Origin of the sequence: Noviherbaspirillum album (assembly GCF_035916955.1) — a bacterium.
Lineage (GTDB): Bacteria > Pseudomonadota > Gammaproteobacteria > Burkholderiales > Burkholderiaceae_D > Noviherbaspirillum > Noviherbaspirillum album.
In genome coordinates, this window is the sequence record NZ_JAWIIV010000010.1 from 108,614 (window position 1) to 132,418 (window position 23,805).

Consider the following 23,805-nt stretch of genomic DNA (forward strand, 5'->3'; position numbering starts at 1 on the left):
CCTCACCCCCGCCCCTCTCCCGCCTGCGGGAGAGGGGCGTCGCTCTCGGTACACAAGCTTCTGAGATTTTCACTTACTTGATTAAGGTTTCCTACTCCTCGATCCGCCGCGTGCTTTGCGGATCAAACCAGTGCATCGCCCCCGCATCGAACCCCGCCTGCACCTGCTGTCCCGCTTCCACCGCAATACCCGCCGGCGCCCGTATCACCAGCGGCTGGCCTCCCGCCAGCGCATGCACCAGCACGTCCGCCCCCAGCGACTCCACCATCTCCACCCGCATCGCAATGCCCGGCCTGCCCAGCACCAGGTGCTCGGGCCGCACGCCGAGAATGCAATCGCGGTTGGCGAGTGATCCCATCGCGCTCGGCAAGGTGATGCCCGTACCATCGCCGAGCAGAAATTGCGTGCCGTCGATGCCGAGCTTGCCGGGCAGCAGGTTCATCGGCGGCGAGCCGATGAAGCCGGCGACGAAGGTGGTGGCGGGCCGGCCATACACCTCGGCCGGCGTGCCGATCTGTTCCGCGCGGCCGGCGTTCATCACGATCATGCGCTGGCCCAGCGTCATCGCTTCCACCTGGTCATGCGTCACATACAGGCTGGTGGTGCCGAGCGCGCGGTGCATCTTCTGGATTTCCAGACGCATCTGCACCCGCAGCTTGGCATCGAGGTTCGATAGCGGCTCGTCGAACAGGAATACCGCCGGCTCGCGCACGATGGCGCGGCCCATCGCCACCCGCTGGCGCTGGCCGCCGGAGAGCTGGCGCGGCGTGCGGTCGAGCAGCGCGCCGAGTTCCAGGATCTTGGCCGCCTTCTGCACCCGCGTATCGATGTCGGCCTTGGAAAACTTGCGGATCTTCAGTCCGTACGCCATGTTTTCGTACACGCTCATGTGCGGATACAGCGCATAGTTCTGGAACACCATTGCGATGTCGCGGTCCTTCGGTTCCAGGTTGTTGACCACGCGATCGCCGATCACGATGTCGCCGCCGGTGATCTCCTCCAGCCCCGCCACCATGCGCAGCAGCGTCGACTTGCCGCAGCCGGACGGCCCCACCATCACGATGAATTCGCCGTCGGCGATATCGATCGATATGCCGTGGATGACGGCGACGCCCTTGTCTCCCTTGCCGTAGGTCTTGGTGATGTTTTTCAGATGTACTTGTGCCATGTGTGCCTGCATCCCTTGGCGGCCGGGCGCCGGAGCGCCGACTCGCCTGTCTTGTTCATTCTCTTATTTTTCGGAGTCCACCAGGCCCTTGACGAACCACTTCTGCATGATGACCACCACCAGTCCCGGCGGCAGCATCGCAAGAATCAGCGTGGCCATCACCATGTTCCATTCGATGGCCGCGTCGCCGCCGGTGATCATGGTCTTGATGCCGATGCCGATCGGATACATGCTCTGCTCGGTCGCCACCAGCAGCGGCCACAGATACTGGTTCCAGCCAAAGATGAACATGATTACGAACAGCGCAATGATGTTGGTGCGCGACAGCGGCCACAGCACATCCTTGAAGAAGCGCATCGGTCCCGCGCCGTCGATGCGCGCCGCTTCCGCCAGCTCGTCGGGCACGGTGAGGAAGAATTGGCGGAACAGGAAGGTGGCGGTGGCCGAGGCGATCAGCGGTATGGTCAGGCCGGCGTAGCTGTTGAGCATGCCGAAGTCGGATACGACCTGGTAGGTCGGCGTAATGCGCACCTCCACTGGCAGCATCAGCGTGACGAAAATCATCCAGAAGAAGAAGCTGCGCCCCGGGAAGCGGAAATACACGATCGCGAATGCCGACAGCATCGAGATCGCGATCTTGCCGAAGGCGATGATCAGCGCCGAGACCAGGCTGACCCACATCATGCGCGCCACCGGCGGCACCGCCGCGTTGCCGGAGGCGCCGCTGATGATGACCGAGGCATAGTTGTGGAAGAACTGGTCGCCGGGGATCAGTGAGATCGGCGCCATCGCTGCCTGCTCCGGCGTCTGCGTGCTGGCGACGAAAGCCACGTACACCGGAAAGGCGACGATGGCCACGCCGAGGATCAGCACCAGGTGGCTGATGAGATCGAGGATGGGACGGCGCTCAATCATGGCGCGTCTCCAGATCGCTACGGATATCGATGCGCATGCTGAATGTGTTCATGAATACTGCACCTTCTTTTCCACGTACTTGAATTGCACCACGGTGAGCGCGATGACGATCACCATCAGCACCACCGACTGCGCCGCGGCGCTGCCGAGGTCGCCGCCCCGGAAGCCGTCCTGGAACACCTTGTACACCAGGATCTCGGTTTCCTTGCCGGGTCCGCCGTGGGTGGTGGCCTCGATGATGGCGAAGGTATCGAAGAACGAATACACGATATTGATCACCAGCAGGAAGAAGGTGGTCGGCGACAGCAGCGGAAAGACGATCGTGAAGAAGCGCCGCACCGGTCCCGCGCCGTCGATGGCGGCCGCCTCGATCAGCGACTTCGGGATGGCCTGCAGCCCGGCGAGGAAGAACAGGAAGTTGTAGCTGATCTGCTTCCAGATCGCCGCCAGCACAATCAGGATCATGGCGTGGCGGCCGTTGAGCAGGTTGTTCCATTCGATGCCGATGCCGCGCAGCGCGTGGGCGATCACGCCCAGCGTCGGATTGAGCAGGAACATCCACAGCACGCCCACCACCACCGGCGAAACCGCGTAGGGCCAGATCAGGAAGGTCTTGTAGGCCGACGCGCCGCGCACGATGCGGTCGGCGAAGACAGCCAGGATCAGCGACAGCGACAGGCCGAAGAAGGCCACCATCACTGAAAACATCGCGGTGGTCTTGAACGATTCAAGGTAGTTGGGATCGTTGAACAGGTCCTTGAAATTATCGAACCAGACGAATTGCGACGAGACGCCGAAGGCATCCTGGATCAGCACCGACTGGTACAGCGCCTGCGCCGCAGGCCAGAAGAAAAACAGCAGCGTGACCAGGATTTGCGGGGCCACCAGCGCATACGGCAGCCAGGCCGATTTGAAACGGGCGCGTTTTTCCATGAATGTGTTTCAGGCGAATAGAATAAGGTAGTGCAGGCCTCCGTGCCTGCACTTGATGCATCGGCTACCGCTATGTGCGGGCACGGAGGCCCGCACTACCAGGACGGCGCCTTATTTGTTCGCCCTCTCGAAGCGCACCAGCAGCTCATCACCTCGCTTGACGGCCGTATCGAGCGCTTCCTTGGCGGTCTTCTTGCCGTTCCACACCATCTCGAGTTCCTCGTCGATGATGGTGCGAATCTGCACGAAGTTGCCGAGGCGCAGACCGCGCGATTTGTCGGTGGTCTTGACGATCATCTGCTGCACCGCGATGTCGGGGCCCGGCGTCTTTTCATAGAAGCCGGATTTCTTGGTCATATCGTAGGCGGCGCTGGTGATCGGCAGGTAGCCGGTTTCCTGGTGCCACTTGGCCTGGATTTCCGGCTGCGACAGAAACTTGAAGAACTTGGCAACCGCCTTGTATTCGTCGGTCTTCTTGCCGCTCATGACCCACAGCGAGGCGCCGCCGATGATAGTGTTCTGCGGCGCGCCCTGCACGTCATTGTAGTAAGGCAGAGTCGAGACGGCGAACTTGAACTTGGCGTTCTTGGTGATGTTGGCATAGGCCGCGCTGGACGAGGTCAGCATCGCGCATTCGCCCGAATAGAACTTGGCTTCCGCCTCGTTCTTGCGGCCGGCATAGGTGAAGTAGCCCTGCTTGGACCAGTTGGCGAGGTTCTCGATATGCTTGACATGCAAGGGGCTGTTGAACTTGAGCCTGGCGTCGAGGCCGCCGAAGCCGTTGTTCTTCGACGCCAGCTCGACGTTATGCCAGGCCGAGAAACTCTCCAGGTGCACCCAGGACTGCCAGCCGGTGGTATACGCGCATTTCTCGCCGCCGGCCTTCAGCTTGGCGGCGGCGGCCACCACTTCCTGCCAGGTGACCGGCGGCTTGTTGGGATCGAGGCCGGCCTTGGCGAACATGTCCTTGTTGTAATAGAACACCGTGGTCGAGCTGTTGAACGGGAAGGACACCATGTCGCCCTTGGGCGATGTGTAATAGCCGGCGACCGCGGGCACATAGACCGACGAGTCGAACTTTTCGCCGGCGGTCTTCATCACTTCGGTGACCGGCACGATAGCGCCCTTGGAATACATCATGGTAGCCGTGCCCACCTCGAACACCTGCAGGATGTGCGGCGCGTTGCCGGCGCGGTAGGCGGCGATCGCGGCGGCCATCGCCTCTTCGTAGTTGCCCTTGAAGATGGGGTTGACCTTGTATTCGTTCTGGCTCTTGTTGAACTGCTCGGCCAGGCCGGCGACGCGTTCGCCGAGGGCGCCGGTCATCGAATGCCACCAGGCGATTTCGGTGGCGGCCAGGGAGGGGGCGGTGAATGTCGCGCACAGGCTGGCTGCGGCCAGCGCCTTCCATCGGAATTGCATGTCTTGTCTCCAGAAATTTTGTAGTGTATTGGTGCGATGTGACAGCTCCGTTACGATAACTGAAACCCCGCACGCGGCGCTTATAATTCGATTTTGCAGCGCAAAATCGGTCCGCCAGCAACGCACGCAAGTGTAGCCGCGTTCCGCTTTCCGCGTTGCCGCCCCCATCAACTTTCATGTAAATAGCAGCCCATGAACCGTCTTGTCCTCTACGCCCGCCTGGTCCGCATCGACAAGCCCATCGGCATCCTGCTGCTGCTGTGGCCGACGCTGGCGGCACTGTGGCTGGCGGCGGAAGGCAGGCCGGACTGGAAGCTGGTCGCCATATTCACGCTCGGCACCATCCTGATGCGCTCGGCCGGCTGCGCGATCAACGACTATGCCGACCGCGATTTCGACAGGCATGTCAAGCGCACCGCCGAACGTCCGCTGACGAGCGGCAAGATCGCCGGCTGGGAAGCGGTGGCCGTGGCCGCGGTGCTGGCGCTGGTTTCCTTCGCGCTGATCCTGCCGCTCAATGCGCTGACCAAGCAGCTGTCGGTCGCGGCGGTGCTGATTGCCGCCAGCTACCCCTACTTCAAGCGCTTCTTCGCCATACCGCAGGCCTATCTCGGGATCGCCTTCGGCTTCGGCATTCCGATGGCCTACGCGGCGGTGCAAGGCAGCGTGCCGGCCGCGGCATGGCTGCTGCTGATCGCCAATATCTTCTGGGCGGTCGCCTACGACACCGAGTATGCGATGGTGGACCGCGACGACGACCTCAAGATCGGCATCAAGACCTCGGCCATCACCTTCGGCCGCTACGACGTGGCGGCGGTGATGCTGTGCTATGCGGTGAGCTTTGCGATCATCCTCGTCGTCGGCTGGCAGGTCGGACTGCGTTTCTGGTTCGTTGCCGGACTGGCGGTGGCGGCCGTCTGCGCGATCTATCACTACCGGCTGATCCGCGAGCGCGACCGCATGGGCTGCTTCGCCGCTTTCCGGCATAACAACTGGCTGGGCGCGGCGATCTTCGGCGGCATCGCGCTCGACTATGCGCTGCGATAGATCCCAATGGATGAGCGATGGATGTGAACAGCGGGAAATAGTTTGATGTCGCGCAAAGTGCGCCCTTCGAGCAGACCTATACACTGCCGGATCAACCCACCAATTTACCAACCAGCGGAGCGCACCCATGAACAACGAATACGACGATGGCCACGGCCAGGGCAGTGGTAACGGCCAGGGCGGTCAGACGCGCGACCGCCTGCTGGACGACATCAAGATGGTGATGCGGGAAGCCGAGGAACTGCTGCGCAGCACCGGCCAGCAGGCCGGCGAAGGCTACCAGGTCGCCCGCGAACGCTTCGAATCGACGCTCAGCAGCGCCAAGGACAGCATATCGGACCTGGAAGAGCAGTTGAGCGTGACGGCGCGCGAAACCATGGAAAACACCGATCGCTACGTGAAGGAAAACCCGTGGCAGGCGGTGGCAGTCGGCGCTCTCGCCGGCATCGCGCTCGGCGTCGCGATCGGCATCAGCCGCCGCTACCGGCCGTCGCGGGATTTCGACTGATCCCGATCATCTCATGATCGGAACTGAATCCGACGGATTCCGACGGATTCAGTCCCTGCCGAATTCCTCGCCCAGTTCCTTGCCGCGCGCGGCGGCCGCCTTCAAGGCCCTGCCGATGGACTCCTTCACGCCGCTTTCCTCCATGCTGGTCAGCGCGGCATAGGTGGTGCCGCCCTTGGACGTGACCCGCTCGCGCAGCAGCGATACCGGTTCCGTCGATTGCGCCGCCAGCTGTGACGCACCGACGAAGGTGGCGATCGCCAGCTCGTTGCCCTGCTCGGCCGTCAGCCCCATTTCCTGGGCCGCCTGCTGCATCGCCTCGATGAAATAGAACACGTAGGCCGGACCGCTGCCGGAGACCGCGGTCACCGGATCGATCAGCGCTTCATCGCTCAGCCAGACGGTGGCGCCGACCGCGCGCAGGATGGCGTCGGCGGCATCGCGCTGTTCCTGCGACACGCCATCCATCGCCACCATGCCGGTGATGCCCTTGCCGATCAACGCCGGCGTATTGGGCATGGTGCGCACGATGGCGCGATGCCCGCCTAGCCAGCGCGACAGGTCGGCCGCGCGGATGCCGGCGGCGATCGACAGGATCAGCTGGCGCGCGACATGCGGCCGCAACTGCGCGACCACGTCCTTCATCTGCTGCGGCTTCACCGACAGCACGATCACATCGCTCTGCGCCAGCGCGGCGTCGATGCCGCCGGCGGTGGTGACGCCGAACTGCTGCTTCAGCCGGTCCAACGCCTCCGCATTGGGGTCGACCACGTGGATGTTGCCTCCCGCCGTCAGCCTGCCGGCGAGGCCGCCGATCAATGCGGTCGCCATGTTGCCGCCGCCGATGAATCCGATCTTCAAGTTAGCCATAGTGTCGTTGTCCAAAAATTGCGGTTCCTATCCTGACGATGGTGGCGCCTTCGGCAACCGCTGCCGCCAAGTCTGCCGACATGCCCATCGACAGGGTGTCGAGTTCGATGCCCTGCCCTTTGATCTCTTCCGCCAGCTGCCGCAGCCGCCGGTGCGGCGCGCGCTGCGCCTCTTCGTCCTGCGCCGGCTCAGGAATCGCCATCAGGCCGCGCAGTTTCAGGCGCGGCAAGCCGGCGATGCGCTGCGCCAGCACCGGCGCTTCGGCCGGCATCGCGCCGCTTTTGCTGGCTTCGCCGCTGATGTTGACCTGCAGGCAGATGTTGAGCGGCGGCAGGTGCGCGGGCCGCTGTTCCGACAGCCGCTGCGCTATCTTTTCGCGGTCGACCGAATGCACCCAGTCGAAATGCTCGGCGATGGGCCGGGTCTTGTTGCTCTGGATCGGTCCGATGAAATGCCATTCCAGCAACAGGTCCGGGCGTTGCGCCTTCACCACGGCCATCTTGTCCAAGGCTTCCTGCAAATAGTTCTCGCCGAATGCATTCTGGCCGCATGCCGCCGCCTCGATCACCGCTTCCGCGCCGAAAGTCTTGGACACGGCGAGCAGACGAATGCCGCCGCGGTCGCGGGAAGCGTCCCGGGCGGCATTGGTGATACGTTCGTTGACGGCTTGCAAGTTGCTGGAGATTGAGGACATAATCAGTTTGCACAAAGCAACATTTCGCGATACTGCGGCATTTCGCAACAATCGGCGACCATCGGCGCCAGTCGGCGGCATCGGCCCGCACACTCGGCCCGCTTTCGTACCGGCCTGCGCGTGTTGCTTAACATTCATGGCTTTTCGCCAATCCCCGGGATTATAAATGGACATCTCCGAACTCCTTGCCTTTTCCGTGAAGAACAAGGCATCCGACCTGCACCTGTCGGCAGGCCTGCCGCCGATGATCCGCGTGCATGGCGACGTGCGCCGCATCAACCTGCCGCCGCTGGAGCACCGCGACGTGCATGGCATGATCTATGACATCATGAACGACGGCCAGCGCAAGGCTTACGAGGAAGTGCTGGAGTGCGACTTTTCCTTCGCCATCCCCGGCCTCGCGCGCTTCCGGGTCAATGCCTTCAACCAGGACCGCGGCGCGGCTGCGGTATTGCGGACCATTCCCTCCAAGGTGCTGACCCTGGAACAGTTGAATGCGCCGAAGATCTTCGCCGAACTCGCGCTCAAGCCGCGCGGCCTGGTGCTGGTGACCGGCCCGACCGGCTCCGGCAAATCGACCACGCTGGCGGCGATGATCAACCATCTGAACGAAACCGAATACGCGCACATCCTCACCGTGGAAGATCCGATCGAGTTCGTGCACGAGTCGAAGAAATGCCTGATCAACCAGCGCGAAGTCGGCCCGCACACCATGTCTTTCAACAATGCGCTGCGCTCGGCGCTGCGCGAAGACCCGGACGCGATCCTGGTCGGCGAACTGCGCGACCTCGAAACCATCCGCCTCGCACTGACCGCGGCCGAGACCGGCCACTTGGTGTTCGGCACGCTGCACACTTCGTCGGCGGCCAAGACCATCGACCGTATCGTCGACGTGTTTCCGGCGGAAGAAAAGGAAATGGTGCGGGCGATGCTGTCGGAATCGTTGCAGGCGGTCATCTCGCAGACCCTGCTCAAGACCAAGGACGGAAGCGGCCGCGTTGCCGCGCATGAAATCATGCTGGGCACGCCGGCGATCCGCAACCTGATCCGCGAAGCCAAGATCGCGCAGATGTACTCCGCGATCCAGACCGGCAGCAATGTCGGCATGCAGACGCTGGACCAGAACCTGACCGACCTGGTCCGCCGCAACGTGATTTCGTCCGCCGCCGCGCGCGCCGCGGCGAAGATCCCGGAAAATTTCCCGGGCTGATTCCGGGTTTACCCCGGTTGACCGAATACGACAAGGAAGCAACATGGAACGCGACCAGGCCACCAAATTCATGCACGACCTGCTGCGGCTGATGCTCAGCAAGAACGGCTCCGACCTGTTCATCACCGCGGAATTTCCGCCGGCCTTCAAGATCGACGGCAAGATGACGCCGGTGTCCAACCAGCCGCTGACGCCGACGCATACCGTCGAGCTGGCGCGAGCCATCATGAACGACAAGCAGGCCGCCGAATTCGAGGCGACCAAGGAATGCAACTTCGCGATCAGCCCCGGCGGGCTGGGCCGCTTCCGGGTATCGGCCTTCGTGCAGCAGGGCCGGGTCGGCATGGTGCTGCGGACCATCACCACCACCATTCCCAAGCTGGAAGATCTTGGCGTGCCGCAGGTGCTCAAGGACGTGGCGATGACCAAGCGCGGCCTGGTGATCATGGTCGGCGCGACGGGCTCGGGCAAATCCACCACGCTGGCCGGCATGATCGGCTACCGCAATGAAAACAGCTACGGCCACATCATTACCATCGAAGACCCGGTCGAATACATCCATCCGCACAGGAACTGCATCATCACGCAGCGCGAAGTCGGGGTCGATACCGCCGACTGGTTCGCCGCGCTGAAGAACACGCTGCGCCAGGCGCCGGACGTCATTCTCATCGGCGAGATCCGCGACCGGGAGACCATGGACTACGCGGTGGCCTTCGCCGAGACCGGCCACCTTTGCCTGGCCACGATGCACGCCAACAGCGCCAACCAGGCTCTGGACCGCATCATCAACTTTTTCCCCGAGGAACGGCGGGCGCAACTTTTGATGGATTTATCGCTCAATCTGAAAGCGATGGTTTCGCAGCGCCTGATTCCCCTGAAAGACACCAAGGGCCGCTGCGCGGCGGTGGAAGTGATGCTCAATTCGCCGCTGATTTCCGACCTGATCTTCAAGGGCGAGGTCCACGAGATCAAGGAAATCATGAAGAAATCGCGCGAGCTCGGCATGCAGACCTTCGACCAGGCGCTGTTCGACCTGCACGAAGCCGGCAAGATTTCCTATGAGGATGCGCTGCGCAATGCCGATTCCGTCAACGACCTGCGCCTGTCGATCAAGCTGCACGGCAAGGAAGCCCACGGCCGCGACCTGAGCAAGGGCACCGAACACCTGGGAATCGTATGAGCGTTTTCGAATTCAGCCCCGCGGGCATCGCCGGCGCGCCGGTCGACCTCAAGACCTATCGCGGCCGCGTGCTGCTGATCGTCAACACCGCGAGCAAGTGCGGTTTCACCCCGCAGTACCAGGGGCTGGAAGCGCTTTACAAGCAGTTCAAGGGACGCGGCCTGGAAGTGCTCGGCTTTCCCTGCAACCAGTTCGGCTCGCAGGAACCGGGCAGCGAGGAAGAGATCGGCGCCTTCTGCGAAAAGAATTACGGCGTCACCTTCCCGCTGTTCTCCAAGGTCGACGTCAACGGCGGCAATGCCGATCCGCTGTTCAAGCATTTGAAGGCGGAAGCGCCCGGCCTGATGGGCACGCAGGCGATCAAGTGGAATTTCACCAAGTTCCTGGTGAAGAAGGACGGCACGGTGTACAAGCGCTATGCGCCGCAGACCGCGCCCAAGGAATTGGCCGACGACATCGAAAAGCTGCTGGCAGAATAAAACACCGCCGCCCAGGTAGTGCAGGCCTCCGCGCCTGCACAAAACACCTCTGTCCGAAGAAACCTCAAAGCGCTCAGGCCGCTCCCAGCAGCCGCAGCACGAACGGCAGCAGCAAGGCCGTCAGCACCCCTGACAGGCCCATCGCCAGCCCCGAGAACGCACCCATTTCCTCGCTCACCTGGAACGCCCGCGCCGTGCCGATGCCATGCGATGTCACGCCGAGCGCGAAGCCGCGCACGCCGTGGTCGTCGATCTTCATCAGGTTGAAGATCCAGCGCGCGGTGGATGCGCCGAGGATGCCGGTCAGCATCACCAGCACCGCGGTCAGCGAAGGCAGGCCGCCGATCTTTTCCGACACGCCCATCGCGATCGGCATGGTCACCGCCTTCGGCGCCAGCGACAGCACCGTGGCCGGCGATGCGCCCAGCGCCCAGGCCACGCCCATCGCGGTGGCGATCGCCGCCGCGCCGCCGACCAGTGCGCTGACGATCAATGCGAACCAGTTGCGCCTGAGCTTTTCCAGCTGCTGGTACAGCGGTATGGCCAGCGCCACCGTCGCCGGACCGAGCAGGAAGTGGACGAACTGCGCGCCTTCGAAATAGGCGGGATAACGGGTGCCGGTGCCGACCAGTACCAACACCAGCAGCGCTACGGCAATCGCGACCGGATTGACCAGCGGATTGAACTTGGCGCGCGCATAGACCGTGTAGGCGAACTGGTAGGCCAGCAGGGTGGCGGTCAGCCACAGCAGCGGCGACGCCGACAGGTAAACCCAGACCTGGTTGAGTTCGGACTTCATTTCTGCAGCGCCTTCAATACCAGCGCGGTGACCACCAGCGACACCGTGGCGCTGATGAGCAGCGCGGCGGCCAGCGGCAGCCATTCCGACGCGACCCGCTGCGCATGCACCATGATGCCGACGCCGGCCGGGATGAATAGCAGCGACAGGTGCTTCAGGAACTCCAGCGTGGACGGCGCCAGCCGCTCGGCCACCGCCGGCCGCAGCAGCAGGTAGCAGAACAGCAGCAGCATGCCGATCACCGGCCCGGGGACCGGCAGGGAAAGCGCGAAGGCCAGGCTTTCGCCCAGCGTCTGGAACACCAGCAGGGTGGCAAAGGTATAGATCACGTCTTGCATCCGGACTCGAACGATAACGGTGCTAGTGTAATCCGGGCGGGCCCGGGCAGGCCGGATGCATTGCTTACCTGCGGTAATTTCAATCCATACGCCGGAAGCAGTTGCGGCCGGCTTTCTTTGCCTGGTAGAGCGCCTTGTCGGCTTCGAGCATCAGCACATCCTTGTCGTTGTGCCGGTTGGGCGACGCCAGGCCGATGCCGATGCTGATGCTGATGCCGACACTGCCTTCGCGCAGCATGAAGGGCTGCCTGCCGGCATCGACCAGCTTGGCGGCAATCAGCGCCGCCTCGTCGGCGCTGCGCAAGCCTTCGAGAATGATGACGAATTCGTCGCCGCCGATGCGCGCCACGGTGTCGGTCGCGCGCACATGGCGCTTGAACCGCATCGCCATCTCGCGCAGCACCGCATCGCCGTCCGCGTGTCCGCGCGTATCGTTGATCTCCTTGAAGTAATCGACGTCGATGTACATCAGCGCGAGCATCTGCCCCGTGCGACCTGAGCGCGCCAGGCCTTCCTCCAGCTTTTCATCGAAATGGCGGCGGTTCGGCAATCCCGTCAGCGTGTCATAGCGCGCCAGCAGCGTCAGTTGCTGCTCGACCGCCTTGAGTTCGGTAACGTCGGTCAGCACGGCCACCGCGCCATAGAGGGTTCCGGCCCTGTCGCGCAGCGGCTTGGCATTGACGTTGACTTTCCGCGTGTCCTCCGTGCGCTTGACCTCGAGTTCGAGATTGCGCACCGGCCTGCCCTGCAAGGCTTGCGACAGGCCCATCTCCTGCTTCTCGCCGGATTCGCTCGTGCCGTACATGCCCGATGCATCGGCCCACTCGGCGAGCGCCATGCCGCGGCCATCGGCAATGCCGCTGAGCTCCCGCGCGGCGCGGTTGACCAGCACGATGAGGCCGTCGGCGTCGCATACCTTGACGCCGACGTCGATGGTTTCGAGTATGGTGTTGAGCAGCTGGCGCTCCTGTTCCAGCTTGCGTTCGAGTTCCTTGCGCGTGGAGCAAGCCTCGTTGGCGGTCTCGACCACTTCCCGGATGCGATGCTCATGCACCCGGTGATGCTCCTGCGCATGCCTTTCCGCCGTCACGTCGAGCACGATGCCGGTGAAGGTGATACCGTCGGCCGTCGTCTCGGTGGGAGAGGAAGTCGCCTTGATCCAGCGCAGCTCGCCATCCGGCCGCAGCAGCCGGCCCTCGAAATACCAGTCGCTGCGGTCGGCGATCGCCAGTTCGATCGAGTCGGTGAAGCAGGTCATGTCATCGGGATGGATGGGCACGCGGCTCCAGTCGGCCATCAGCGCCCTGGCCGGCACGCCGAATACATCCTGGCAGCGTTCGCTGATGTAATTGAAACCCTGCCTGCCGTTCGGGCGGGCATGCCACTGGAAGATCAGCGCCGGCACGCGCTTCATGATCTGCTGCAGGTGGAGTTCGCGGTGCCGCAGTTCATCCTGCGCCCGTACCCGCTCGGTGATGTCCTCGAGGATGCCGACGTAATTGAGCAGCCGCCCGTCCTTGTCGCGCACCGGCGCCATCAGCAGTTCATTGATGAACAGTTCGCCGTTCTTGCGGTAGTTGCGCAGCACGACCTGGCACTCGCGGCCCATGGCCATGGCCTCATTGAGCTGCCGCAGCGGCTCCTGGTTCTTGTCGTTGCGGTGCAGGAAGGCGCAGTTGCGGCCGAGCACTTCTGCCTGGCTGTAGCCGGTGATGCGCTCGAACGCCGGATTGCAGTAGATGATGGGACGTTCCGGCGCATTCGGATCGGTGATGACGATGCCGTTGCTGGCGGCGCGCAAGGCGTCTCCCTGCACGCGCAGGCGCTCCAGCACCTGCTGCTGCGCGCTGACGTCGCGCGCGCTGCAGTACAGCCGGCCGCTGCCCACCACGCGGCTGCTCCATTCCAGCCAGAGATAGTCGCCGTCCTTGTGGCGGTAGCGATTGCGAAAGCCCCTCAGCGGCTGTCCCCGATACGTGGCCTGCGCTTCCGTCATGGTGCGCGCGCGGTCGTCCGGGTGCACGAAGTCGAGAAACGGGCGGGATGTCAGTTCCTGCGGAGTCCAGCCGAGCACGGCGGTCCAGCGGTCGTTGACCCGTTCGAAGCAGTCGGACCGGCCCTGGATCACCAGCAGGTCGGGCGAGAGATCGAAGTAGGCATCGCGGTCGGCCTCGGCCCGCTTGCGCGCCGAGATGTCGTCGGCCTGCACCACCACGAAATCGGGATCGCCGTCCCGGTCGCGCACCATCGACGCCGTCAGCGATACCCAGACGGAGTGGCCGCTGCGATGCAGGTAACGCTTGTCCATCTGGTATGACGGGATCAGTCCCTTGACCATCTGGTTGGCGAGGTGCACGTCGGCCGCCAGGTCGTCCGGGTGCGTAATGTCCTGGAAGGTCAATTCCCGCAGTTCTATCCTGGTGTAGCCGACCAGGCTGGTGAATGCCTCGTTGGCATCGAGCCAGCGTCCGTCCGGCGCCACCAGGGCCATGCCCATGGAGGTGAACCTGAACGCCTGCAGGAACAGATCGTCTCGTTCTGTAATCACGGTGCGTATTCCCCTGCTGCCAGCCGGCGGGCCGACTGCCCTGCCCTGCTGGCGTTGAATGTCGATGTCATCGATGCAAGCCGGCTATACGGCTATGCGGCTATACGCCTTTGCCGAGCGCTTGCCATGCGATGGCGTGCTTCGCTTCATTGCTTGGGAGCGAAAAATGCCGGACATGCCGGGCACCGGAACATTGACCGGATGAATTCCGGTTGGTTCTCTTCAGAAACATCGACTGCGGGGATGGGGCAGGCGGGAGGAGCGGAAAACCGGACCGCGGCGCTTACCGCCGCGGCCCGTTTCCAGGAGTCTTGTCAGCGGATTGCCATTCCGGCATTACCGGGACGGGACGCCGCTGAACATGCGCCATTGTAACAGTGGCGGTGGCAGGCGCCCGCTCAGCGTGCCTGCGCGAGCGCCTGGTCGACCAGTTCAACCCAGTGACTGACCGGCGTATCGGTGCCGGACTGCAGGTGGGTCTGGCAGCCGATATTGGCGGAGACGATCATGTCCGGTTTGGTGGCATGCAGATTCTGCAGCTTGTTGTCGCGCAGCTGGTAAGCCATTTCCGGCTGCAGCACCGAGTAGGTGCCGGCCGAGCCGCAGCACAGGTGGCTGTCGGCGCACAGCTGCACGTCGACCCCGATGGCGCGCAGCAGTCCTTCCACCTTGCCGCGGATCTGCTGGCCGTGCTGCAGCGTGCACGGCGGATGGTAGGCCACGCGCTTGTTCAACTTGCCATGCAGCTTCGCCGCCAGCTCGGCTTCGAAGGCCGGCAGGATTTCGCTGAGGTCCCTGGTCAGTTCGGAAATACGTTTCGCCTTGGCCGCGTATTTCTCGTCATGCGCGAACAGGTGGCCGTAATCCTTCACTGTCACGCCGCAGCCGGATGCCGTCATGACGATGGCTTCCACGCCCGACTCGACCAGCGGCCACCAGGCATCGATGTTGTTGCGCATGTCGTTCAGGCCGCCGTCATGGTCGTTCATGTGATAGCGGATCGCGCCGCAGCAGCCGGCCTTGGGCGTGGTGATCAATTGCACGCCGAGCGCATCGAGCACGCGCGCGGTGGCGGCATTGATGTTGGGCGCCATCGAAGGCTGCACGCAGCCCTGCAGCACCAGCATCTTGCGCGCATGCCCGGTGCGCGGCCAGGCGCCGGAATTCTGCTTTTTCGGCACCTTGTTCTGCAGCACCCTGGGCAGCAGCGGGCGGACCATCTGCCCGGCGCCCATCGCCGGCTTGAACAGCCACTGGCGCGGCAAGCCTTCCTTCAGGGCATTGCGCACGATGCGTTGCGACAGCGGGCGCGGCACCTGGTCTTCCACCACCTTGCGGCCGATGTCGACCAGGCGGCCGTACTGCACGCCCGACGGACAGGTCGATTCGCAGTTGCGGCAGGTCAGGCAGCGGTCGAGATGGGTTTGGGTCTTCTGCGTCGCCGGCTTGCCTTCGAGGACCTGCTTGATCAGGTAGATGCGTCCGCGCGGGCCGTCCAGCTCGTCGCCCAGCAACTGGTAAGTCGGACAGGTCGCGGTGCAGAAGCCGCAATGCACGCACTTGCGCAGGATGGCGTCGGCTTCCTCGCCTTCGCGCGTGTTCTTGATGAAATCGGCAAGATTGGTTTGCATATTAGAACTCGTTGTACATCCGGCCGCGGTTGAAGATGCCGGCCGGATCGTAAGCCTGTTTCAGGTTGCGGTGGATCTTCGCCACCGCCGGTGCCAGCGGATGGAATACGCCGGCGCTCTTGTCGCCGCCGCGGAACAGCATCGCATGGCCGCCGGCGCGCTCGGCCGCAGTGCGTATGCTGGCCGCATCGGCATCGCTGCGCAGCCAGCGCTGGGCGCCGCCCCACTCGATCAATTGTTCGCCTTCCAGCGCCAAGGGCTGCGCCACCGATGGCAGCGACAGGCGCCACAGCGCGGTCGGCCCGGTGGTTGCGGCGAAGTAGGCGTTGTTGTGGTTGCGCAGTTCGCTCCAGAACATCTCGGCCTGGGTGTCTTCCTCGCCGCCCATCTTCTGCACCGCGGAGCGCACCGCCGCCTCGGCGCCGGACAGGCGCACGATCAGCACGCCGCCATGCCAGGCGCTGGCCGAAACCGGCAGCGGCTGTCCGCCCCAGCGGTTGAGCTGCTCGATCGCCTGCGCTTCCTGCATCTCGAAGCGCAACGTGGTTTCGGCGAAGGACTTCGGCAGCACCTTGAGCGAAACTTCGAGGATCAGCCCCAGCGTGCCGAGCGAGCCGGCCAGCAGGCGCGACACGTCATAGCCGGCGACGTTCTTCATCACCTGTCCGCCGAAATGCAGCACCTCGCCTTGCGCATCCATGAGCACCGCGCCGAGCACGAAGTCGCGCACCGCGCCGACCGCCTGCCGCCGGGGACCGGACAGGCCGGCGGCGACCACGCCGCCGATGGTGGATGAGGGGCCATACTGCGGAGGCTCGAAGGCCAGCGCCTGGTTCTGCTGCGCCAGCGCGGCTTCGATCTCCAGCAGCGGCGTGCCGCAGCGCGCGGTGATGACCAGCTCGGTCGGGTCGTAGGCGATGATGCCGGCGTACTCGCGGGTATCGAGTATGTCGCCCTGCAGCGTCTGCCCGTACCAGTCCTTGGTGCCGCCGCCGCGGATGCGCAACGGCTTGCCTGCCGATGTCGCAGATGTGACCGCTTCGCGGAATTGTCGCAATCCGTGTTCCATAAGTCTCCTAGAAGCGCGGCAGGTCGGCGAACTTCAGCTGTCCGCGCTGCACATGCATCTTGCCGTACTCGGCGCAGCGGTGCAGCGAGGGAATCGCCTTGTCCGGGTTGAGCAGGAAGGCGGTGTCGAAGGCCCGCTTGACGGCGAAGAAGGCTTCCCGTTCCTGCGGCGAATACTGCACGCACATGGAATTGATCTTTTCGATGCCGACGCCGTGTTCGCCGGTGATCGTTCCGCCGACCTCGACGCACAGTTCCAGGATGTCGGCGCCGAAGGCTTCGGCCCGCTCGAATTCGCCGGGCGTGTTGGCATCGAACAGGATCAGCGGATGCAGGTTGCCGTCGCCGGCATGAAAGACGTTGGCGCAGCGCATGTCGTACTTCTTTTCCATTTCGGTGATGCGGATCAGCACATGGGCCAGCTGCTTGCGCGGGATGGTGCCATCCATGCAGTAGTAATCGGGGGAAATGCGGCCGGCGGCCGGGAAGGCATTCTTGCGACCGGACCAGAATTTCAAGCGCTCGACCTCGTTCTGCGACACGGCGATGGCGGTGGCGCCCGAAGCCTTGAGCACTTCGGTCATGCGCGCGATCTCCTCTTCCACTTCTTCCGGGATACCGTCCGACTCGCACAGCAGGATGGCTTCGGCCTCGGTGTCGTAGCCGGCCTTGACGAAAGGCTCGACCATGCGCGACGAGGTCTTGTCCATCATTTCCAGGCCGGCGGGAATGATGCCGGCGGCGATCACCCTGGCCACCGCGTCGCCGCCCTTCACCACGTCGTCGAACGACGCCATGATGACCCGCGCCAGCTGCGGCTTTGGCACCAGCTTGACCGTGACTTCGGTGACCACGCCCAGCATGCCCTCGGAGCCGATGAACACCGCCAGCAGGTCCAGCCCGGGCGCATCGAGCGCTTCGCCGCCGAGCTCGACCACCTCTCCTTCGATGGTCACCATGCGTACCCGCAGCACGTTGTGCACGGTGAGGCCGTATTTCAGGCAATGCACGCCGCCGGAATTCTCGGCCACGTTGCCGCCGATGGTGCAGGCGATCTGCGACGAGGGATCGGGCGCGTAGTAAAGCCCGTGCGGCGCCGCCGCCTCGGAGATGGCGAGGTTGCGCACGCCGGGCTGCACCACGGCGGTCCGGGAATAAGGATCGAGCTTGAGGATCTTGTTGAGCTTGGCGGTCGACAGCACCACGCCGTCGGCGATCGGCATCGCGCCGCCGGACAGGCCGGTGCCGGCGCCGCGCGGCACGATCGGCACCTGCAGTTCGCGGCAGGTCTTGAGGATATCGATCACCTGCGCCTCGGTGCGCGGCAGCACCACCACCATCGGCAGCTGGCGATAGGCGGTCAGGCCGTCGCATTCATACGGACGGGTATCTTCCTCGTTGAAGAGCACGCAGCCGGCGGGCAGCAGGCGGTCGAGGGCGCTGGCGACCTGGCGCTGGCGCTCCAGGGTGAATCGGGGAGTGGCGGGTGCGGGGGCGTTCATGTGCTGCTCCAGGGAGGGTCGGCGATGCATTAGTCATCAATGCGCGCATCAATGCAATGACGGGGCCATTATCCGTGCAATGGCCCTGCCTGAGGTGAAAGCTGCGGAAGCGCCGCTTGAATTCTTTTCACGAATATTGCCGGCCGAACAACTTCACAGCCGGCCGAAGCTTTTCCGCAGCCAGTCGATGAAAGCGCCGACTTCCGGGCGCACCCGGGCCTGCGGCTCATAGACGACGTAATAGGCATGCGGCGGCGTCTTCAGTTCCACATCCTTGAACAGGTGGACGACTTCGCCGCGCTCCAGCGACTCCTGCACGAAATGCTTGCGGGTGAGGCCGACGCCATAGCCGTGGCGGATCGCTTCCAGCAGCAGGCCGAGGTCGTCGAGGCGCAGCGCATTGGAGGGTTCGGGCCAGTCGAGGCCGGCGACTTCGAACCATGGCTGCCAGGGCTCCAGTGCCGAGCGCAGCAAGGTGGCCCTGGCGAGGTCCGACGGCTGCTCCAGGCCGCCGATCTTTTCCAGGTAGGCCGGGCTGGCGACGGCGAAGGTCGGTTCCTCGAACAGCTTTTCGGTGACGGTATCGGTGTAGTTGCCGGCGCCGAAGCGCACTTCGACGTCGCTTTCCGACAGCGCCAGGTCGTACAGCGGCACCGACAGGAACAGTTCCAGCACGATATCCGGATACTGGCGGGTAAAGTCGCCCAGCCGCGGCACCAGCAAGTAGCGGGCGAAGGTGGGCGGCACCGTTACCTTGATGCGCGGCTGCGCCGGGGCGCTGCGATGCGGCATCGGAAACTCGGTCAGAGTGCGCAATGCCGCCCGCACCACGTCCAGATAGCGCCTGCCGAATTCGGACAGGCTGACCGCGCGGCCGTCGCGCAGGAACAGGCGTTCGCCGACGAATTCCTCCAGCAGCCGGATGCGGTGCGACAGCGCCGACGGCGTGATGCACAGTTCCTCGGCCGCCAGCGCGAAGGAACCGAGCCGGGCCGCCGCCTCGAAGGCGGACAGGGCATGTACGGGAGGAAGACGGGTTGCCATGGGAAGTCGTCCTACCATTGAATGATCTTGCCCGGATTCATGATGTTCTTCGGATCGAGGGCATGCTTGAGCAGGCGCATGGTGGCAATGGCTTCCTCGCCATGCTCCTGGATCAGGAAATCCATCTTGTGCAGGCCGACCCCATGTTCGCCGGTGCAGGTGCCGTCCATCGAGATCGCGCGCGCCACCATGCGGGCATTCACGCCTTCGGCCTTGGCGATATCGGCGGGGTCATTGGGGTCGACCATCATCAGCACATGGAAATTGCCGTCGCCGACATGGCCGATGATGGCGTGGATGATCTCGTTCTTTTCGCAGTCGGCCTTGGTATCGAGTATGCATTCGGCCAGGCGCGAGATCGGCACGCAGCAGTCGGTGGAAATCGCCCTGCCGCCGGGGCGCATCTGCAGCATCGCGAAGTAGGCATTGTGGCGCGCCGCCCAGAGCCGGGTGCGGTCTTCCGGCCGTGTCGCCCATTCGAAGCCGATGGCATTGAACTCGGCGGCGATTTCCTGCACCGTCTGCGCCTGCTCCTCGACGCCGCGTTCGCTGCCATGGAATTCAAACAGCAGCAGCGGCTTTTCCGGCAGGTTGAGCTTGTCGTGCGCATTGATGGAATGCACGCTCTTCTCATCGAGGAATTCGACGCGGGCGATCGGCACGCCCATCTGTATGGTCTGGATCACCGCATTGACCGCGTCGGCCGTGGTCGGGAACGAGCACACGGCGGCCGACACCGCTTCCGGCTGCGGATAGATGCGCACCGTGACTTCGGTGATGATGCCGAGCGTGCCTTCGCTGCCGACGAAGACGCGGGTCAGGTCGTAGCCGGCGGAGGATTTCTTGGCGCGGGTGCCGGTCTTGATGATGCGGCCGTCGGAGGTCACTACCGTCAGCGCCAGCGTGTTTTCACGCATGGTGCCGTAGCGCACGGCATTGGTGCCGGAAGCGCGGGTGGCCGCCATGCCGCCGAGCGAGGCATCGGCGCCCGGATCGATCGGGAAGAACAGGCCGGTGTCGCGGATTTCCTGGTTCAGCTGCTTGCGGGTGACGCCGGCTTGCACCGTGGCAGTCTGGTCTTCCGCATGCACGGCCAGCACCTGGTTCATCTGCGACAGGTCGATGGTCACGCCGCCGCGCAATGCCAGGATATGCCCCTCCAGCGAGGTGCCGGTGCCGTATGGAATGATCGGTACTTCATGCAGGTGGCACAGCTTGACCGCCTGCGCGACTTCCTCGGTGGTCTGCGCGAACACCACCGCATCGGGCAGCATCGGGTCATAGGAAGACTCGTCGCGGCCGTGATGTTCGCGCATGGCTTGCGACGTGGAAAAGCGATCCTCGAAAATCGATTCGAGCGCAGCGAGCAGCTCGGCGGGCACCGGCTTCCTCAGCGCGGCCAGTTGGGCGGGGTGGTTCATGATCGTCTCCGATGTAATCTGTGTGATTGCAGGCGTTGCCTGATTCTACTCTGTTGACCCTGCCTGCGGCCGGTGACATCGTCACCCGGACGACTGCGCAGGCAGGGTTTTTGACGTATGCTGGCCGCTTTCCCAATTCGATGAAAAGCCATGGGCAACCGACTCTCCAAAATTGCGACACGCACCGGCGACAACGGCACCACCGGACTGGGCGACGGCAGCCGGGTCGCCAAGGACAGCCTGCGGGTGCATGCGATGGGCGACGTGGATGAACTCAATTCGCATATCGGCCTGCTGCTGTGCGAGGAATTGCCGAGCGCGCTGCGCGAGGAACTGGTTTCCATCCAGCACGACCTGTTCGACCTCGGCGGCGAACTCTGCATTCCCGGCTACACGCTGATCACTGATGTGCACGTGGGCCGGCTCGACATCCTGCTGGAAAAATACAATGCCGACCTGCCGCCGCTGAAGGACTTCATCCTGCCCGCCGGCTCGCGAGGCGCCGCCCTCGCCCACGTCTGCCGCACCATCTGCCGCCGCGCCGAACGCGCGATCGTCAGCCTCGGCAATACTGAAAAGATCAACGACAATCCCAGGCAGTACATGAACCGGCTGTCGGACCTGATGTTTGTGCTGTCGCGGGTGCTCAACCGGTTTGCCGGCGGGAGCGACGTGCTTTGGGAAAAGGGCAGGAAGCGGGAAGTGGATTGATGCCGCGATTGCGGAGATTGCCCCTGAGTGATTTGCGGAAGACTGCAAATAACAGTCTTCTGCTTCGTTGTTCCAACTGCGGCTAGCCGGCTCGGCTTTGGCGCTCCTGCGTGGACGGGCTAGGCCGGGCGCTGCAGCCCAAGGCTCAGCTGCGCGGCAGTCGATCAAATCGAGGCCAAGAAGCTTCTCATAACTCATGCACGGCTGAACACTGTCCTCAAATAGGAACTCCTTCGGAAGCCACTCATATGGCGGCGCGCCAAACCGGGGTGGCACCGCAACTCCCCTGACTCCGAACCGGCACTCCAGTCTTCCTCGACTTCTGATCCATCCCATTTTGTCGCAGAGACGGCAATCGCCTCTTCGGACTCACCGCAACCGCGACAAAGCCTCGTGTATGGACCGCGATCAGACAACTCTCATCTGAATGTTAACGACTACGATGTTGACATGATTGCAATCTAGAAAATATTATCATTTCCTTAACACTTGAACGAAGTCGCTCCGGTCCTCCCACATCGAGAGCCGATCGACGTTCATAAATCTAGAAACTCATGTAAAGGAACATGATGCATCCAATGATTGCCAAAACCTTTGGGGGTTTGTCTGCGCCGTATTATTTCCGCCACTTTCTATTCGGCATGATCTTTCCGGTAGGGATGTTTCTAATCGGAAGCAACGATGGAACGCCTAGCATCCCCACAGACAAATATCTGTTTTTCGCCCTCAGCACCCTGCTCTATCCCTATTCCAGGTTTGTCTACGAAAGCATCATCGATTTCATCCTGGGCAACAATACATTTGTCGTCAACGCTTTCTTCATGTTGATCACGAAAGCCGTGACAATAATGCTCTGCTGGCTCCTGGCGATCTTCATTGCACCGGTTGGATTGGCCTATCTTTTCTACCATCACAGCAAGGCAGGCGATCGAGAGCAGCAAGAATGATGCTGTCGCCGGGATCAACACATGTCGCCCAACTCGTTCGATGACCTTGAGCAGAACCCGCTCAGAGGTCTGGTTTCCTCTTCATCGCTAACCGCGCTCGCGCCAGACGCTGTCGCCTCGACCAGATCAGTGTCTAGGAAAGCGCAGCCGGCTTCCTCGGCACGTCAAGCGATCGCCGCAGACCGAGCCGATATCCCCGCGGACGGCTCGCAAGCCGCCGAAGTCCTGCAGATCGCCGGCCACCCGCTGCACGGCCAAGCCATCCGCGACTTCGCCACCCCGGCCACGCCGTTCTTCCCCACCTTCGCCTCCACCGAACAGGCCGACGCCGTCGAGGAAAGCCTGGCCGCCCTGGTCAACATCCCCCAGTTCACCGACACTAACCGCCTGCTGCGCTTCTACTCCCCGCTGCCACCCGACAAGACGCTCCTCATCGACACCCTGCATGCCCATGCCGCGCTGTCCGAAGCCTTCCACATCCGCCTGCAACTGCTCTCCACCCATGCCGGCATCGAACTCAAGGAACTCATCGGCAAGAACGTCACCATCGGCATCGAGCAGGACGACGGCAGCGAGCACTACCTCAACGGCTACATCCATCACTTCGCCTTCTCCCATGCCGACGGCGGCTTCGCCTGCTACCACGCCGAAGTCCTGCCCTGGATGTCGTTTCTCTCGCACCGCGTCAACTGCCGCATCTTCCAGGATCAGACTGTCGAGCAAGTCATCGACCGCGTCCTGCGCGAGGACTACCAGGGCATCGCCGATGTCCAGTTCCGCCTCGGCGGCAAGTACGAGCCGGAGAATTACATCGTCCAGTACCACGAGTCCGACGCCCAGTTCCTCGCCCGCCTGATGGAGCGCCACGGCCTGTTTTATTTCTACGAGCACCGCGCCGACGGCCATACCCTGGTCATTTGCGACGACTCCTGCAACGCCGCCTTCTGCCCGCCGCATGAGCACCATGCAACAGTCGAGTTCAATGGCGGCCATCGCACCCACCAGCGCGGCGGCATCACCCAGCTGTCGGCCCAGCGCAGCCTGCAGCCCTCGCGCGTGGCGCTCAACACCTTCGACTTCAAGGCGCCGTCCGCGCCCCAGTATGTCGAGCAGCCCACGCTGGCCAGACAGGGCGACGTGCCGCAACTGGAAATCTTCGACGGCAACCCGGCCTTCGCCTACCGCAATGCAAGCGAAGGCGTACGCGAGGCGAAGCAGCGGCTGGAAGTACTGGAATGGCAGGCCAAGCTGTTCGGCGGCGCGTCGGATTGCCGCAGCCTGAGCCCGGGACGCAGCTTCAAGCTGAGCGAACACCACTGGTTCGATGCTCACGACGACACCGATGCCGACTTCCTGGTGGTGTCGGTGAG

General features: G+C 63.4%; 21 protein-coding genes and 1 pseudogene. 8 read left to right on the forward strand and 14 right to left on the reverse strand.

The annotated features are described in order from the left end of the window. Nucleotides 1-91: 91 nt before the first annotated feature. From RY831_RS13865 to ugpB, 4 genes are all read right to left on the reverse strand, one after another. Nucleotides 92-1,168, reverse strand: coding sequence for a sn-glycerol-3-phosphate import ATP-binding protein UgpC (locus tag RY831_RS13865; protein WP_326506948.1), 1,077 nt, complete (start codon nucleotides 1,166-1,168; stop codon nucleotides 92-94). 63 nt (nucleotides 1,169-1,231) lie between these two features. Continuing rightward, nucleotides 1,232-2,083, reverse strand: a complete 852-nt coding sequence (ugpE, locus tag RY831_RS13870) for a sn-glycerol-3-phosphate ABC transporter permease UgpE (protein ID WP_326506949.1) — start codon at nucleotides 2,081-2,083, stop codon at nucleotides 1,232-1,234. 48 nt (nucleotides 2,084-2,131) lie between these two features. Beyond that, nucleotides 2,132-3,016: a sn-glycerol-3-phosphate ABC transporter permease UgpA gene (gene ugpA, locus RY831_RS13875; RefSeq protein ID WP_326506950.1), complete on the reverse strand. Its 885-nt coding sequence runs from the start codon at nucleotides 3,014-3,016 to the stop codon at nucleotides 2,132-2,134. A 111-nt stretch (nucleotides 3,017-3,127) separates the two neighbouring features. Further along, nucleotides 3,128-4,438 carry a sn-glycerol-3-phosphate ABC transporter substrate-binding protein UgpB gene (ugpB, locus tag RY831_RS13880; RefSeq protein WP_326506951.1) on the reverse strand — a complete coding sequence of 437 codons (1,311 nt, stop codon included), beginning with the start codon at nucleotides 4,436-4,438 and terminating at the stop codon, nucleotides 3,128-3,130. A 192-nt stretch (nucleotides 4,439-4,630) separates the two neighbouring features. Here ugpB and ubiA point away from each other — a divergent pair, with 192 nt between their 5' ends. Both ubiA and RY831_RS13890 read left to right on the forward strand, forming a co-directional pair. Then, a complete protein-coding gene (gene ubiA / locus RY831_RS13885) occupies nucleotides 4,631-5,485 on the forward strand; it encodes a 4-hydroxybenzoate octaprenyltransferase (RefSeq protein ID WP_326506952.1) in 855 nt (284 codons plus the stop codon). Nucleotides 5,486-5,612: 127 nt separating this feature from the next. Further along, nucleotides 5,613-5,993 carry an ElaB/YgaM/YqjD family protein gene (locus tag RY831_RS13890; protein WP_326506953.1) on the forward strand — a complete coding sequence of 127 codons (381 nt, stop codon included), beginning with the start codon at nucleotides 5,613-5,615 and terminating at the stop codon, nucleotides 5,991-5,993. A 48-nt stretch (nucleotides 5,994-6,041) separates the two neighbouring features. Here the strand turns inward: RY831_RS13890 and proC are convergent, their stop codons facing one another. After that, on the reverse strand, nucleotides 6,042-6,863 hold the full coding sequence (gene proC, locus RY831_RS13895) for a pyrroline-5-carboxylate reductase (protein WP_326506954.1): 822 nt from the start codon (nucleotides 6,861-6,863) through the stop codon (nucleotides 6,042-6,044). Next, nucleotides 6,856-7,557 carry a YggS family pyridoxal phosphate-dependent enzyme gene (locus RY831_RS13900; protein WP_326506955.1) on the reverse strand — a complete coding sequence of 234 codons (702 nt, stop codon included), beginning with the start codon at nucleotides 7,555-7,557 and terminating at the stop codon, nucleotides 6,856-6,858. The genes proC and RY831_RS13900 overlap by 8 nt, the downstream gene beginning before the upstream one ends. A gap of 166 nt (nucleotides 7,558-7,723) precedes the next feature. Between RY831_RS13900 and RY831_RS13905 the strand changes: the two genes are divergently transcribed. From RY831_RS13905 to RY831_RS13915, 3 genes are read left to right on the forward strand one after another with little or no spacing between them, the layout of a single operon-like run. After that, on the forward strand, nucleotides 7,724-8,767 hold the full coding sequence (locus tag RY831_RS13905) for a type IV pilus twitching motility protein PilT (RefSeq protein WP_326506956.1): 1,044 nt from the start codon (nucleotides 7,724-7,726) through the stop codon (nucleotides 8,765-8,767). Nucleotides 8,768-8,810: 43 nt separating this feature from the next. Further along, entirely contained in the window at nucleotides 8,811-9,947 is a 1,137-nt protein-coding gene (locus RY831_RS13910) for a PilT/PilU family type 4a pilus ATPase (RefSeq protein ID WP_326506957.1), read from the forward strand. After that, nucleotides 9,944-10,426, forward strand: coding sequence for a glutathione peroxidase (locus RY831_RS13915; RefSeq protein ID WP_326506958.1), 483 nt, complete (start codon nucleotides 9,944-9,946; stop codon nucleotides 10,424-10,426). The genes RY831_RS13910 and RY831_RS13915 overlap by 4 nt, the downstream gene beginning before the upstream one ends. Before the next feature lie 73 nt (nucleotides 10,427-10,499). Here RY831_RS13915 and RY831_RS13920 read toward each other — a convergent pair whose 3' ends face one another. From RY831_RS13920 to RY831_RS13955, 8 genes are all read right to left on the reverse strand, one after another. Next, nucleotides 10,500-11,225: an LrgB family protein gene (locus RY831_RS13920; protein WP_326506959.1), complete on the reverse strand. Its 726-nt coding sequence runs from the start codon at nucleotides 11,223-11,225 to the stop codon at nucleotides 10,500-10,502. Beyond that, the gene (locus tag RY831_RS13925; protein ID WP_326507050.1) at nucleotides 11,222-11,554 is read right to left on the reverse strand and encodes a CidA/LrgA family protein; all 333 of its coding nucleotides are present in this window, start codon (nucleotides 11,552-11,554) and stop codon (nucleotides 11,222-11,224) included. The genes RY831_RS13920 and RY831_RS13925 overlap by 4 nt, the downstream gene beginning before the upstream one ends. 88 nt (nucleotides 11,555-11,642) lie before the next feature. Then, on the reverse strand, nucleotides 11,643-14,111 hold the full coding sequence (locus tag RY831_RS13930) for a sensor domain-containing protein (RefSeq protein ID WP_326506960.1): 2,469 nt from the start codon (nucleotides 14,109-14,111) through the stop codon (nucleotides 11,643-11,645). A 398-nt stretch (nucleotides 14,112-14,509) separates the two neighbouring features. After that, entirely contained in the window at nucleotides 14,510-15,742 is a 1,233-nt protein-coding gene (gene glcF / locus RY831_RS13935; protein WP_326506961.1) for a glycolate oxidase subunit GlcF, read from the reverse strand. Between the two features lies 1 nt (nucleotide 15,743). After that, complete coding sequence (glcE, locus tag RY831_RS13940) at nucleotides 15,744-16,811, reverse strand: glycolate oxidase subunit GlcE (protein ID WP_326506962.1); 1,068 nt, start codon at nucleotides 16,809-16,811, stop codon at nucleotides 15,744-15,746. A gap of 7 nt (nucleotides 16,812-16,818) precedes the next feature. Further along, nucleotides 16,819-18,312, reverse strand: a complete 1,494-nt coding sequence (locus RY831_RS13945; protein WP_326506963.1) for an FAD-linked oxidase C-terminal domain-containing protein — start codon at nucleotides 18,310-18,312, stop codon at nucleotides 16,819-16,821. 153 nt (nucleotides 18,313-18,465) lie between these two features. Further along, nucleotides 18,466-19,356 carry a LysR substrate-binding domain-containing protein gene (locus tag RY831_RS13950; protein ID WP_326506964.1) on the reverse strand — a complete coding sequence of 297 codons (891 nt, stop codon included), beginning with the start codon at nucleotides 19,354-19,356 and terminating at the stop codon, nucleotides 18,466-18,468. 11 nt (nucleotides 19,357-19,367) lie between these two features. Further along, entirely contained in the window at nucleotides 19,368-20,777 is a 1,410-nt protein-coding gene (locus RY831_RS13955) for an FAD-binding oxidoreductase (protein ID WP_326506965.1), read from the reverse strand. A gap of 150 nt (nucleotides 20,778-20,927) precedes the next feature. Between RY831_RS13955 and RY831_RS13960 the strand changes: the two genes are divergently transcribed. The 3 genes and pseudogenes from RY831_RS13960 to RY831_RS13970 form a co-directional block, all read left to right on the forward strand. Beyond that, entirely contained in the window at nucleotides 20,928-21,488 is a 561-nt protein-coding gene (locus RY831_RS13960) for a cob(I)yrinic acid a,c-diamide adenosyltransferase (protein WP_326506966.1), read from the forward strand. A gap of 578 nt (nucleotides 21,489-22,066) precedes the next feature. Beyond that, nucleotides 22,067-22,435 carry a hypothetical protein gene (locus tag RY831_RS13965; protein ID WP_326506967.1) on the forward strand — a complete coding sequence of 123 codons (369 nt, stop codon included), beginning with the start codon at nucleotides 22,067-22,069 and terminating at the stop codon, nucleotides 22,433-22,435. 21 nt (nucleotides 22,436-22,456) lie between these two features. Beyond that, nucleotides 22,457-23,803, forward strand: a pseudogene (locus RY831_RS13970) (type VI secretion system Vgr family protein); the annotation flags it as partial. Nucleotides 23,804-23,805 lie beyond the last annotated feature (2 nt).

Coding starts and splice junctions, on each gene's coding strand:
- RY831_RS13865 (WP_326506948.1), bottom strand. CDS start 1,168: ATGGCACAAGTACATCTGAAAAACATCACCAAGACCTACGGCAAGGGA.
- ugpE (WP_326506949.1), bottom strand. CDS start 2,083: ATGATTGAGCGCCGTCCCATCCTCGATCTCATCAGCCACCTGGTGCTG.
- ugpA (WP_326506950.1), bottom strand. CDS start 3,016: ATGGAAAAACGCGCCCGTTTCAAATCGGCCTGGCTGCCGTATGCGCTG.
- ugpB (WP_326506951.1), bottom strand. CDS start 4,438: ATGCAATTCCGATGGAAGGCGCTGGCCGCAGCCAGCCTGTGCGCGACA.
- ubiA (WP_326506952.1), top strand. CDS start 4,631: ATGAACCGTCTTGTCCTCTACGCCCGCCTGGTCCGCATCGACAAGCCC.
- RY831_RS13890 (WP_326506953.1), top strand. CDS start 5,613: ATGAACAACGAATACGACGATGGCCACGGCCAGGGCAGTGGTAACGGC.
- proC (WP_326506954.1), bottom strand. CDS start 6,863: ATGGCTAACTTGAAGATCGGATTCATCGGCGGCGGCAACATGGCGACC.
- RY831_RS13900 (WP_326506955.1), bottom strand. CDS start 7,557: ATGTCCTCAATCTCCAGCAACTTGCAAGCCGTCAACGAACGTATCACC.
- RY831_RS13905 (WP_326506956.1), top strand. CDS start 7,724: ATGGACATCTCCGAACTCCTTGCCTTTTCCGTGAAGAACAAGGCATCC.
- RY831_RS13910 (WP_326506957.1), top strand. CDS start 8,811: ATGGAACGCGACCAGGCCACCAAATTCATGCACGACCTGCTGCGGCTG.
- RY831_RS13915 (WP_326506958.1), top strand. CDS start 9,944: ATGAGCGTTTTCGAATTCAGCCCCGCGGGCATCGCCGGCGCGCCGGTC.
- RY831_RS13920 (WP_326506959.1), bottom strand. CDS start 11,225: ATGAAGTCCGAACTCAACCAGGTCTGGGTTTACCTGTCGGCGTCGCCG.
- glcF (WP_326506961.1), bottom strand. CDS start 15,742: ATGCAAACCAATCTTGCCGATTTCATCAAGAACACGCGCGAAGGCGAG.
- glcE (WP_326506962.1), bottom strand. CDS start 16,811: ATGGAACACGGATTGCGACAATTCCGCGAAGCGGTCACATCTGCGACA.
- RY831_RS13945 (WP_326506963.1), bottom strand. CDS start 18,312: ATGAACGCCCCCGCACCCGCCACTCCCCGATTCACCCTGGAGCGCCAG.
- RY831_RS13950 (WP_326506964.1), bottom strand. CDS start 19,356: ATGGCAACCCGTCTTCCTCCCGTACATGCCCTGTCCGCCTTCGAGGCG.
- RY831_RS13955 (WP_326506965.1), bottom strand. CDS start 20,777: ATGAACCACCCCGCCCAACTGGCCGCGCTGAGGAAGCCGGTGCCCGCC.
- RY831_RS13960 (WP_326506966.1), top strand. CDS start 20,928: ATGGGCAACCGACTCTCCAAAATTGCGACACGCACCGGCGACAACGGC.
- RY831_RS13965 (WP_326506967.1), top strand. CDS start 22,067: ATGATTGCCAAAACCTTTGGGGGTTTGTCTGCGCCGTATTATTTCCGC.